The organism is Streptomyces sp. NBC_00457 (assembly GCF_036014015.1).
In the GTDB taxonomy this organism is placed as follows: Bacteria; Actinomycetota; Actinomycetes; order Streptomycetales; family Streptomycetaceae; genus Streptomyces.
Genome location: NZ_CP107905.1, coordinates 7,259,777 through 7,272,181 on the forward strand (window position 1 = coordinate 7,259,777; position 12,405 = coordinate 7,272,181).

The following is a 12,405-nucleotide window of genomic DNA, read 5'->3' on the forward strand; positions in this document are numbered from 1 at the left end:
AGCCTGGACAGGCCCCCGCTCCCCACAGTGAGGGCATGGAGAACACCAAGAACGGGATCAGCAGGGCGCGGTTCCTGGCCGGGGCCGTGGCCGCCGGAGTCGCGGGGGCGGCGATGCTGCCGGCGACCGGTGCACAGGCGACGGAGGCGACGGGGGGCCGCCGCGGGCTGCGGCACCGGGGTGTCGTCTACACCGTCGGCGCGGGGGAGACGCCCGGTACGGCCTTCAGCGCCGCCCGCATGCGCAGGGACATCCGGGTCATCCGCGACGACCTGCACGCCGACACCGTCGACGTCACCGGTGATGGCGTCGAACGCCTCAACACCACCGCCACCGAGGTCGCCGAAGCCGGACTGCGCGTCTGGCTGCAGCCCACCCTCGGCGACGCCCCCGAGCGGGACATCCTCGACCACATCGCGGAGACCGGCCGGCACGCGGAGCGGCTGCGCCGGCAGGGCGCGGGCGTCGACTTCAGCGTGGGCTGCGAGTTCTGGCTGTTCGTGCCGGGGATCGTGCCCGGCGAGACGGTCCTTGAGCGCATTGAGAACCTCCTGAACGGCACGGTCGACTGGGAGAAGATGCAGCGCCGTCTCGACGCTTTCATCGCCAAGGCCGCCGCGGTCGGCCGCTCCGTCTTCCACGGCCGCCTCTCCTACGCCGCCGCGCAGGACGACAAGGTCGACTGGAACCTGTTCGACATCGTCGGCATCGACTACTACTCCTCCCACCGCGACCGCGCCGACTACGTACGGGAGTTGAAGCGCTACCTCCGCTGGGGCAAGCCTCTCGCCATCACCGAGTTCGGGACATGCACGTTCGTCGGCGCCCCCGAGGCGGGCGGTATGGGCTGGAACATCGTCGACCACTACAAGACTCCGCCGGAGATCAAGGGGAATCCGGTTCGGAGTGAGCGTACGCAGGCCGACTATCTGGTCGAGCTGCTGGACGTCTTCGAGTCGATGGGGCTGTATGCCGCCATGGTCTTCGAGTTCGTCACCGCGGACTCCGAGCACCGGGCGGACGATCCTCGCTACGACATCGACATGGCGAGCTACGCCATCACGAAGCCGATCAAGGACCGGCCGGGGGACCCGGAATCGGACTGGCACTGGGAGCGGAAGGAGGCGTTCGGGGCGATTGCGCGCCGCTGGGGGTGCCGGGTGTAGGTCGTGGGCGTGTGCGGGTTCGTTGTGGCTGGTCGCGCAGTTCCCCGCGCCCCTTGCGGGGCGCGGGTGGTACCGCCGTCTAGTCGCAGTACGTGTCCTTTCGCGGCCTCTCCCCGGTCGCCAGGAACCTCGACACCACGTCGTCCCCGCACGCCGTGCCGTTGGCCAAGTACGCGTCGTGGCCCGTCGCGTCGTTGACGACCATGACCGCGCGCTTGCCGAGGGCGGCACGCAGCTTCAGGGCGCCGCTGAGCGGGGTGACCGGGTCGCGTTCGTTCTGTATGAGGAGGACGTTGGACGGGCCGCGGTCGGTGATGCGTACCGGCGCCTCGCGCGGCTCGTTCGGCCAGGCGGCGCAGAGCATCGCGTTGCGGGGCATGCCCGCGGTGAGCGGGAACTCGGCCCGGCTCTTCGCGACGTCGGCCTCGTACGCGGCGGCGGACTCGGGCCAGTCGGCGTCGTTGCAGATGGTCCCGGCGCCGACCGCGGTGACGTTCTGTAGCACCTCCTCCGGCGGGGACGGCGGCGCGGGCGGCACGGTCCCCTTCCGCGCGGCGACGATCAGCTGGGCCAGGTCCTGGAAGTCGTCCGGGTCGTCCAGGTCGTTCAGCATCGCCTGGCGCAGGTCGTTGCCGTCGAGCACGGGCGGGTTGTGGCCGGGCCAGGGGATCGGTTCGCGGTCGAGGCGGGCGGCCAGGCTCAGGAAGCCGGACCGCACCTCGGCCGGGGTCGCGGCGACGCGGTCCGGATTGCCAGGCGCGGAAGCCCACTTGGCGAACTCCGGGAACGCGTCCTCGACACCCTGCTCGTGGGCGGCCAGCCAGGCGCGCTGGACCCTGACAGGGTCGGGATTGTCGTTGCTGTCCAGCACGATGCGGTCGGTGCGGTGCGGGTACAGCTCGTTGTAGATCGAGCCGACATAGGTGCCGTACGAGACACCCCACGCGGAGATCTTCCGCTCGCCGAGCGCGGCCCGGATGCGATCGAGGTCGCGGGCCTCGTTGACGGAGCTGAGGTGCCGGATCAGCTCGCCGCCGTTGCGGGCGCAGGCGTCCGACAGGCGCTTCGCGGTGACCAGGTTCTCCGTGATGGAGCCGTCGGGGGCGGGCCAGGGCCGGGTCGCCGTGAGGGCGAGGTCGCGGCGTTCGAGGCCGCAGTCGACGGAGGTGGAGGGGGCCAGCCCGCGCGGGGCGAACCCGATCAGGTCGTAGGCGTCGCGCACCTTCTGCGGCAGCTTTTGGCCCTTGCCCGACGGGTCGTTGAGGCTGGTGCCGCCGGGTCCGCCGGGGATCAGCAGTAAGGCGCCCCGGCGGGCGGACGGGTTCTCGCTCGGGATACGGGAGACGGCGACGTCGATCGTCGGCCCGTCCGGGGCGGCGTAGTCCATCGGCACCTCGACCGTCGCGCACTGCTGTCGTGGATCGAGGCCGGTGCCCTCGCACTTCGTCCACTTCAGCGACTTCGGCGACTTTGGCGCGGGCCCGCTCGTGGCGGACGCGGTGAGAGGCGTCACGACACCGAACACGATTCCGGAGGCGGCGGCGATCAGGGCGAGGCTCTTGGTCATCGGCTTCATGGGTACGAGCCTCGCGGAGCCCGACCGTCCCTCACATCCGGGCAACAACCCACTTCGCACGGGGGATTACCCCAGGTCCCACGTCAGGGTCACCCCCGACTCACACATCCCGCCGGTCCACGACCATCACCGCGACCACGGCCGCCACCGCCGCCCACGCCGCGAACACCACCCAGCTCCCCGTCACCGTCGTCGGATAGTGCGGCGGATAGATCCGGACCGCCGACTCGCCGTAGGTCACATCGACCAGCCGGGTCCAGGCGTTGACGGGCAGCGCGTTGCGGACGGCCGCCGTCCAGGCGTAGCGGTCGGTGATGAAGGTCGGCAGGAGCAGCAGTACGACGGTGATGGCGCCCGTCGTCGTGGCCCCGTGCCGGATCACCGCGCCCAGCCCCATGCCGACCAGCGCGGAGACGGGGGCGAGCAGGGCGGAGGCCAGCAGCAGTGACAGCACGCCCGGGTGACTGACCGGGACGTCCGCGCCCCGGCCGGAGAGGATGCCCTGCGTGGCGGCGTACGAGACCCCGACGACCACGGCCCCGTAGCCGGTCATCGCCCCTGCCACCACCGTCACCTTCGCCGCCATCAGCGCCCGCCGGTCCGGAACGGCCGCGAACGTCGTGCGGATCAGCCCGGTCGCGTACTCGCCGACGACCGTGAGCGCGCCGACGCTCGCGCACACCAGGATCAGGATCAGCGCGGCCCCGGCGGTGAAGGCGTCCTGAAGTGCCCACTCCACGTAGTCCGCTTTCATGTCGGCGGGCATGTACGAGTAGTTGGCGTAGTGGTTCCGGGCCGCGTTCGCGTTGAAGCCGAGGACTGTCAGCGCGCCGATGCCGAGCGCCCAGTAAGTGGAGCGCAGGGAGCGGAGTTTGAGCCACTCGGCGGCCAGGAGGTCGGTGAAGCGGGCGTCCGTCATCGTGGGTCTCCGGCGGTGTACTCGGCGCTGTCGGCGGTCAGTTCCATGAAGGCCGCTTCCAGGGAGGCGGCGCGCGGGGTCAACTCCCTGATCAGGAAGTGGTGTTCGAAGGCGAGCTCACCGATCCGCTCGGTGCTGAGCCCCGCCACCTGGAGCGTCTCCTCGTCGTACGGCGCCACCGCCGCACCCTGAGATGCCAGTACGTCGGCCAGCGCCCCGGCGTCCGGAGACCGTACGGTCACCGTCGGCGCCGTCCCTCGCGCGGAGAACTCGGCGAGGCTCTCGGCGGCGATCAGCTCACCCCGCCCGATGACGATCAGGTCGTCGGCGGTGTGCTCCATCTCTGACATGAGGTGGCTGGAGACGAAGACCGTACGCCCCTCGGCCGCCAGCTTCCGGAACAGTCCCCGCACCCACAACACCCCTTCCGGATCAAGCCCGTTGAGCGGTTCGTCGAAGACCAGCACCGGCGGCTCGCCGAGCAGCGCGGTCGCGATGCCGAGCCGCTGCTTCATGCCCAGCGAGAACCCGCCGACCCGGCGCCGGGCGGCGGCATCACCGAGCCCCACCTCCGCCAGCACCTCGTCCACCCGGCGCGCGGGGATGCGATTGCTCCGGGCCAGTGCCCCCAGATGCGCCCGCGCACTCCGCCCGCCGTGCACATCACCGGCGTCCAGGAGCGCGCCGACGTGCCGCAGTCCACGGCGGTGGCGGCGGAAGGCGTGGCCGTCGACGGTGGCGGTGCCGCCGCTCGGCTCCACGAGGCCCAGCAGCATCCGCAGGGTCGTGGTCTTGCCCGCGCCGTTCGGACCGAGGAAGCCGGTGACGCGGCCGGGACGGACGGAGAAGGACAGGTCACGAACGGCGGTCGTGCCGCCGTATCTCTTGGTCAGTTCGTTGACTTCGATCACGGGAACACGGTCGCGCGACCGGCCGGTGCGGCACATCGGCCGCCCGCTGACACTCGTACGCATCCGATGTCGACCGTGGTTGTACATCCCCGGGCCGATGACCTTGGCCGCATAGCCCGCCTACGATCCCGTCATGCCCGCCACCGAACCGCCGCCGCCCCTGCACAAACGCGTACCGCCGGGCGTCTGGGTGGCGCTCGCGTGGTGCGCCGGGGAACTGTTCACCCGCCTCGCGCGCGTGCGCCTGCCCGGCGAGATCGAGCCTGAAGAGTGGCCCGCGGCCCAGCTGTACCGCTGGGAGGGGCTGGTGACCCTGGTGCTGGCCACAGCGCTGGCCATGAACGGCGGCCGCCTGCTGTCCCGGAAACCGCTCGCCGCGCTCGCCTGCCTGCTGACGGCCGCGGGCTTGGCGACGACCGCGCTGGGAGGGGGCGAGATACCGATGGCCCAGTTCCTCGCGCCTACCGTCGCCTTGTACTTCATCGCGGCGTCGCAGGCCCGGCGGACCGCTGTGATCGCCCTGGCCATGGCACTGGGCACCTTGGCCGGCTGGCTGGCCGTGCGGCTGCTGAGCGGCTGGAACGTCGGCACCTCCGCCGAACTCACCGTGGCCATGGTCGCCATCATCGCCTGGCTGCTCGGCAACTCCTCCCACCAGGCCCGCGTCCACGCCGAACGGCTCGTGGCCGAGCACGCCGCGCAGGTCGTCACCGCCGAACGCCTGCGCATCGCCCGCGAGATGCACGACACGGTCGCCCACAGCATCGGCATCATCGCCCTCCAGGCCGGAGCGGCGTCCCGCGTGGCGACGGCCCGCCCGGAGGCGGCTCTGGAGGCGATGCGGGCGGTGGAGAACGAGGGGCGGGAGACGCTGGCGGGCCTGCGGCGCATGCTGGTCGCGCTGCGGGCGGCGGACGAGGGGGAGAGCGTGACACCGGCCGGTCTCGCGGACGTGGACCGGCTCGCGGCCACGACGACGGCGGCGGGCGTCCAGGTCGAGGTGCGCCGCGTCGGCGACCCCAGAGCCCTGCCCCCGGACATCGACCTGTCGGCCTTCCGCATCGTCCAGGAGTCGGTCACCAATGTCGTACGGCATGCGGGCACGCGCGCGTGCCGGGTCACGCTCGACTATCGCGCCGACGACGAACTGGCCCTGGAGATCACCGACGAGGGCCGGGGCAGCGGCAGTTCGACCGACACGGGCTTCGGGCTTGCGGGCATGAGAGAGCGCGTCGCCCTGCTCCACGGCGAGTTCACGGCGGCACCGCGTCCCGAGGGCGGCTTCCGGGTGGCGGCGCGTCTGCCGGTGCCGGTGGTGGTCCGATGACCGCCCCGGTCCGGGTGGTCCTCGCCGACGACCAGCAGCTGATCCGCACGGCACTGAGCATGGTGCTGGCCGAACTCGACGACGTGGAGGTGGTCGGGGAGGCGGCGACGGGGGAGGAGGCGGTGCGGCTCGTCGCCGAACTCGCCCCGGACGTCGTGGTGATGGACATCCGCATGCCCGGCATGGGCGGCATCGAGGCCACGGACCACATCACCCGGGACGAGCCCGACACCCGGGTGGTCGTCCTCACCACCTTCGACGACGACGATCACGTCTACGGCGCCCTGCGCGCCGGCGCGTCCGGCTTCCTCGTCAAGGACATGGCCCTGGACGACATCATCGCGGCCGTACGCGTCGTCGCGGCCGGCGACGCCCTCATCGCCCCCAGCGTCACCCGCCGCCTCATCCGCGACTTCGCCTCCCGCCCCCAACCGCCCGGCACCCGCCGCGACTTGAAGGCCATCACGGACCGGGAACGCGAGGTCCTCACCCTCGTCGGCACGGGCCTGTCCAACACGGAGATAGCCGCGGAGCTGTGCATCAGCGTGGCGACAGCCAAGACCTACATGACCCGCCTGCTGACCAAGCTGGACGCACGGGACCGGGTCCAGCTGGTGATCATCGCGTATGAGGCGGGCCTGGTGTCAGTGAGCTAGTGCTGTGACCGCATGGCTTCGGACTCGCTCTACTCCGAGCCGTCCGCGTCGGCTGCGGCGCGGCTGGCCAGTCGTTCGTATCGCTGCCTGGCGGCTTGCGGAGTGCCGAGCCCGAGTCCGAAAGCGATCTCCTGCCAGGTCATGCCGCGGCCCCGCGCCATCTGAAGAAGCCCGGTTTCCAGCTCGTCCATCTCCCCGCGAACCAGTGGGACGAGACTCAATGCGGCGGTGATATCGGCGTGGTCCACCTCCGGTTCGCCGTCATCGGGCTGCGCGGCTCCGCTGAGCAGGAACGACACAAGCCTGACGGCCTCGTGCGGCCCGAGGACCGAAGGATGAACCTGCCGGTGGCGCTGCTTGTCAGTGGCCGCGTGACGTTCGGCGATGCGGAACAGGGACGCGTAGACGCGGTGTGCCCGCGCCTGCTCCGGCTGCGGAGGCGTGAAGAGATCGGACTGCTGGTCAGGAGTCGAAGGCATGAGATGAGCATGAGATGCACACGACTTGATGTCAACTAAGCATTGTAAACAACCTGTTCACTTCGGCCGCGGGCGGAACGGGACCCCTCCCGTCACAGGACAGACACAGTGTCTCCGCATTCGGTGCACCACCCCACGGTGCGCCACCTCACGGAAGCGAGGGCCCTATGAGACGCATGTGTCATGCGCTGTTAGTGGGTGCGGTCGCCGTCGGAGTCTCGGGTGTGTTCCACCCGGTCGCGTCGGCCGCCGACACCTCTCCGCTGGAGGTCAAGAGCGTCACGGCGAGTCCCGATGACGGCAACGTTCCCGCCAACACCCTGGACAACAACCTGAGCACCCGCTGGTCGTCGCAGGGCGACGGGGCGTGGATCCGGTACGACCTCGGCTCGGCGCAGACTGTCGGGTCGGTGTCGCTGGGCTGGCATCAGGGGAACAGCAGGACGAACACCTTCGACGTCCAGCTGTCCGACGACGGATCGTCGTGGAAGACCGTCCTGGCCCGGAAGACCAGCAACGGCAGCACACTTGAGCAGCAGAGCTACGACTTCGCCGACGCCTCGGCCCGCTACGTGCGGATCGTCGGCCACGGCAACACGGTCAACGCCTGGACCAGCATCACCGAGACCGACATCTACGGAGCCGACGGCACCGGCGGCGGTGGCGGCGGCTCCTGCGCGTACCCGGCCGACGTGCTGGACCTGACGAACTGGTACATCGGGCTGCCGGTGGGCGAGGAGGAGTCCCCCACCAACGTCTACCAACCCGAACTCGACACCTACGCGAACGATCCCTGGTTCACCACGTCCGACGAGTGCGCGGCCGTCCGGTTCCGCGCCCCGGTCAACGGCGTCACCACCAGCGGCTCCAAGTACCCCCGCTCGGAGCTGCGGGAGATGACGGACTCGGGGGAGACCAAGGCGAGTTGGTCGTCCACGTCCGGCACCCACACGATGGTGATCGACCAGGCCATCACGGACGTTCCCAAGGAGACCCCGAACGTCGTCGCCGGCCAGATCCACGGCGGCTCCGACGACCTCAGCGTCTTCCGTCTGGAGGGCGAGAAGCTCTACGTCACCGACGGCGATACCAAGGATCACAAGCTGGTGGAGGACAACTACCAGCTGGGGACCAGGTTCGAGGCCAAGTTCGTGGTCAGCGACGGCAAGATCAAGGCGTACTACAACGGCGTGCTGCAGACCACGCTGTCGAAGGACTTCTCCGGCGCCTACTTCAAGGCGGGCGCGTACACGCAGGCCAACTGCGGCAACTCGGAGCCGTGCAGCGCCGACAACTACGGCCAGGTGAAGATCTACGATCTGAACGTCACGCACAGCAACGGCAACGGCGATGGTGACGGCGGCGACGGGGACTCGACCGAGGCCGCCAAGCGGTACGGCTGGGGCAACCCGCTGCCGATATCCGACGAGTTCGACTACACCGGCCCGGTCGACCCCGCGAAGTGGGACGTACCGTCGGGCAGCGTCGGCGGCACACCCCAATGCTGGGACGGCCACGAAAAGAACGGCCGCCGGTGCGGGAAGAACAGCACCGTCGCCGACGGCATCATGACCATGCGCGGTGAGGCGAACGGCGACACGGGGTGGATCAGGCAGCACGAGCCCACCCAGTACGGCCGGTGGGAAATCCGGTCCCGCTCACGGAACACCGGCCCGGAGGGCGTGCCCTACCACCCGCTGCACCTGATCTGGCCCACCGCGGGCGACCGGTTCGAAAACGGCGAGTACGACTGGGTCGAGTACTCGGACCCCGACGCGCAGTGCCTCGGGGCGTTCCTGCACTACCCGAAGAGCCCGTCGGACAAGAAGGAACAAGAAGACCACTGCCCCGTGGACATGACGAAGTGGCACAACTTCGCGTTCGAGTGGACGTCCAAGGCGCTGGTCGGCTACGTCGACGGTGTCGAATGGTTCCGGCTGGCGGACGGCGCGAACGCCGACCGGGGGAACATCCAGGACATGCCCCTGGGGAACCTCGTCATCCAGTTGGACAACTTCGCCAAAAACAGCGTTCCGCGCCCGGCCGTGTTCGAGGTCGACTGGGTCCGGACGTACGACGTCGACGCGGCGGGCGAGGACCCCTCCGGGGATTCCCCGGTTCAGGTCGCGGGCGTCACGGCAAGTCCCGATGACGGCAACGTCCCCGCCAACACCCTGGACAACAACCTGAGCACCCGCTGGTCGTCGCAGGGCGACGGGGCGTGGATCCGCTACGACCTCGGCTCGCCGAAGACCGTCGGGTCGGCGTCCGTCGCCTGGCACCAGGGGAACAGCAGGACGAACACCTTCGACGTCCAGCTGTCCGACGACGGATCGTCGTGGAAGACCATGCTGGCCCGGAAGACCAGCAGCGGCAGCACACTTGAGCAGCAGAAGTACGACTTCGCCGACGCCTCGGCCCGCTACGTAAGGATCGTCGGCCACGGCAACACGGTCAACGACTGGACCAGCATCACCGAGACCGACATCTACGGAGCCGACGGGGGCGGTGACGGCGGCGAGGATCCGACAGATCCAACGGACCCGACCGACCCAACGGACCCGACCGACCCAACAGACCCGGCCCCCGTCCGCACGGTCCGCGTCTCGGACTCCACCGCATTGAAGAGCGCGTTCAGCGACGCGCGCTCCGGCGACCGCATCGTCCTCGCGGACGGCACGTACTCGATCGGCAAGTTGACCGGCAAGAGCGGAACGGCCGCCCAGCCCATCACCGTCGTCGCGGAGAACCGCGGCAAGGCGGTGATCGGCGACGGGCAGCTGGAGGTGGCGAACTCCTCCTACGTCACCTTCCAGGGGCTGAAGTTCACGAACAGCAACACCCTGAAGATCACCAGCTCGAACAACGTACGGCTGACCCGCAACCACTTCCGGCTGACGGAGGGGGAGTCCTCGCTGAAGTGGGTGATCATCCAGGGTGAGAACAGCCACCACAACCGGATCGATCACAGCCTGTTCGAGGAGAAGCACCAGCCCGGGAACTTCATCACCATCGACGGGTCCGGGACGCAGCAGTCACAACACGACCGCATCGACCACAACCACTTCCGAGACATCGGCCCCCGCGTGGCGAACGAGATGGAGGCCGTCCGGGTCGGCTGGAGCGGCATGTCCCAGTCGAGCGGATTCACCGTCGTCGAGTCGAACCTCTTCGAGAGGTGCGACGGTGACCCGGAGATCGTCTCCGTGAAGAGCAACGACAACATCGTCCGCCACAACACCTTCCGCGCCTCGCAGGGCGTCCTGTCCCAACGGCACGGAAACCGCGGTGAGTTCTACGGCAACTTCTTCTTCGGGGAGGGCAAGGCGGGAACCGGCGGGATCCGCATCTACGGCCAGGACCACAAGATCTACAACAACTACTTCGAGGGCCTGACCGGCAGCGGCTTCGACGCCGCGCTGCAGATCGACGGCGGCGACGTGGACACCTCGGGTGCGCTGAACGCGCACTGGCGTGTCTACCGGGCGACCGTCGTGAACAACACCTTCGTGAACAACGTGTCGAACATCGAGATCGGCGCCAACTACAACCTCGCCCCGGTCGACTCGGTCATCGCCGACAACGTCATCACGGGCAGCCGGGGCAAGCTGCTCAACGAGGTCAAGAAACCCGTGAACATGACCTACGCCGGCAACATCGCGTGGCCGACCGGATCGGCGACCGTCGGCGTGTCCCTGCCCTCCGGCTCCGTCAGGGCGGTCGACCCGCTGCTCGCCTCCGACGGATCGCTCTACCGGATCGGCCCGGGAAGCCCGGCGATCGACACCGGCACCGGCGGCCACGCCTTCGTGACCGACGACATGGACGGCCAGCCCCGAGCCGGCACCATCGACGCGGGCGCCGACGAACGGTCCACGTCCCCGGTCACACGAACCCCGCTCACCGCGACGGACGTCGGCCCGGGCGCCTCGTAGAACGCGCGAAAGGACCGGTGGCGGGTAAACCCCGCCACCGGTCGTGCCCCGAAGGGGCGCGGGGAACTGCGCGACAAGCCACGACGCAGCCGCAGCCGCTCAACGACCTATCGCGGCACCCCCGGAGCGCTAGGGAGATGGACCTCCGTGCCCTTGTCCGTGTAGACCAGCGCGGCGTAGGCGTCGACGCGATCGGGGACAATCCCCGCGTCTGCGCTGACCGTTCGTCCGGTACGCCCGTCGACGACGAACGCTCCGTCCTTGCCCTTGGCGTAGAACCGATCCTTGAACTCGGCTTCCACGGTGGCGTTCCACTTGCCCGGGCCGTCCCCCGCCGCCCGGCGCCACAGGACCTTGCCGGTCTTGTCCACCGCGAGCGCCCCGTCCTGCTTCGAGGAGCACAGCAGGACGGTGCCGCCGTCGCCGTGCAGGCAGCTCATGCCCTTGGTCAGTCCGGCCTGCTTGGACAGGACGAAGTCGCCGGTCGCGATCTCGATCAGCCGCGCCTGCTTGCTGTCGTCGTCGAGTTTGGCCAAGGGCGTGTCGTTCGATTTGACCGCCCAGGTGGCTCCGGCGGGCAGCCCCTTGACCCACAGGTCGCGGCCGCTGGACGCGGCGACGCCGGCCACCGAGTACTGCTCGTCCGGCTCTTCACGGAAGCCCAGAACGGCGTCGCCGTATCCGGCGACAGTCCAGAAGTCCGCACGCTGCCACAGCATTTGGGGCTGCTTGTCGTCCAGGGAGACAGCGAAGCTGCCTGTCGTGTAGTCGTCCTCCGTCCAGGTGACGCTCACCACGCCGTCCCCGGGCTCGACCACGAGCGCGCCGAGCTTGCCGGCCGGGTCACCGTAGATGTCCACGGGCAGCCGCCAGATCGGCTTGCCGTTGTCCGCCCGGGCGGCGATCACCTCGAACCCGGCCTGCGCCGAACCGCTGCCCTGCTTGGCGAGCTTGACCGGCACGGCGGCGACCACGGCCTGTACTCCGCCGATCTCCACCGGGACAGGGAACGACACGCGGCTGCGTATCATCTCGGCCTGCTTCTTGCTCAGATCGCCTGGCGCAGGCAGGTCGTACGTGGGCGTGTTCTGGGTCTTGATGTCGGTGACGGCCTTACCCGTGGCCAGGTTGTACATCGTCAGGCCGGACGCGTGCGTGAGCCAGGCCGCACGCCCGTACAGAGTGAGGGGAGGGAAGCCCTTCGGGCCGGTCGGCAGGACATGGGCCGCCTTGCTCTCGAACGCCAAGGGCGCCGCGGCCCGTGGATCGCCGCTGAGGTCGAGGGCCTTGCGGGTGGGCGAGCCGGAGGCCGCAGGACTGTCGCCTTCCCCGCTCGATCCTCCGGTGCACGCGGCCAGCAGAGCCACTGCAGCCAGAGCGATGACACCTGCACGTACCGGACTTCGACTTCTCATCCGACTCTCCGCGTTCCGTGA

At 69.5% G+C, this 12,405-nt stretch carries 9 protein-coding genes; 4 read left to right on the forward strand and 5 right to left on the reverse strand.

The window, feature by feature from the left end; all coding sequences use genetic code 11:
- Nucleotides 1-35: 35 nt before the first annotated feature.
- Nucleotides 36-1,166: an abortive phage infection protein gene (locus OG828_RS33040; protein ID WP_328503207.1), complete on the forward strand. Its 1,131-nt coding sequence runs from the start codon at nucleotides 36-38 to the stop codon at nucleotides 1,164-1,166.
- Nucleotides 1,167-1,245: 79 nt separating this feature from the next.
- Here the strand turns inward: OG828_RS33040 and OG828_RS33045 are convergent, their stop codons facing one another.
- The 3 genes from OG828_RS33045 to OG828_RS33055 form a co-directional block, all read right to left on the reverse strand.
- On the reverse strand, nucleotides 1,246-2,742 hold the full coding sequence (locus OG828_RS33045; protein ID WP_328503208.1) for an alpha/beta hydrolase: 1,497 nt from the start codon (nucleotides 2,740-2,742) through the stop codon (nucleotides 1,246-1,248).
- 100 nt (nucleotides 2,743-2,842) lie between these two features.
- Nucleotides 2,843-3,661: an ABC transporter permease gene (locus OG828_RS33050; RefSeq protein ID WP_328503209.1), complete on the reverse strand. Its 819-nt coding sequence runs from the start codon at nucleotides 3,659-3,661 to the stop codon at nucleotides 2,843-2,845.
- Entirely contained in the window at nucleotides 3,658-4,572 is a 915-nt protein-coding gene (locus tag OG828_RS33055) for an ABC transporter ATP-binding protein (protein ID WP_328503210.1), read from the reverse strand. The genes OG828_RS33050 and OG828_RS33055 overlap by 4 nt, the downstream gene beginning before the upstream one ends.
- 133 nt (nucleotides 4,573-4,705) lie before the next feature.
- Here OG828_RS33055 and OG828_RS33060 point away from each other — a divergent pair, with 133 nt between their 5' ends.
- Together OG828_RS33060 and OG828_RS33065 are read left to right on the forward strand one after the other, a co-directional pair.
- Complete coding sequence (locus OG828_RS33060; RefSeq protein ID WP_328503211.1) at nucleotides 4,706-5,899, forward strand: sensor histidine kinase; 1,194 nt, start codon at nucleotides 4,706-4,708, stop codon at nucleotides 5,897-5,899.
- Entirely contained in the window at nucleotides 5,896-6,555 is a 660-nt protein-coding gene (locus OG828_RS33065; RefSeq protein ID WP_328364708.1) for a response regulator transcription factor, read from the forward strand. Before OG828_RS33060 ends, OG828_RS33065 begins: the two co-directional genes overlap by 4 nt.
- Before the next feature lie 29 nt (nucleotides 6,556-6,584).
- Here OG828_RS33065 and OG828_RS33070 read toward each other — a convergent pair whose 3' ends face one another.
- A complete protein-coding gene (locus OG828_RS33070) occupies nucleotides 6,585-7,034 on the reverse strand; it encodes a DNA-binding protein (protein ID WP_328503212.1) in 450 nt (149 codons plus the stop codon).
- Between the two features lie 167 nt (nucleotides 7,035-7,201).
- Between OG828_RS33070 and OG828_RS33075 the strand changes: the two genes are divergently transcribed.
- The gene (locus OG828_RS33075) at nucleotides 7,202-10,969 is read left to right on the forward strand and encodes a chondroitinase-B domain-containing protein (protein WP_328503213.1); all 3,768 of its coding nucleotides are present in this window, start codon (nucleotides 7,202-7,204) and stop codon (nucleotides 10,967-10,969) included.
- Between the two features lie 107 nt (nucleotides 10,970-11,076).
- On the opposite strand, the gene OG828_RS33080 is transcribed toward OG828_RS33075, so the two are convergent.
- Nucleotides 11,077-12,384, reverse strand: a complete 1,308-nt coding sequence (locus tag OG828_RS33080; RefSeq protein WP_328503214.1) for a hypothetical protein — start codon at nucleotides 12,382-12,384, stop codon at nucleotides 11,077-11,079.
- Nucleotides 12,385-12,405: the final 21 nt, after the last annotated feature.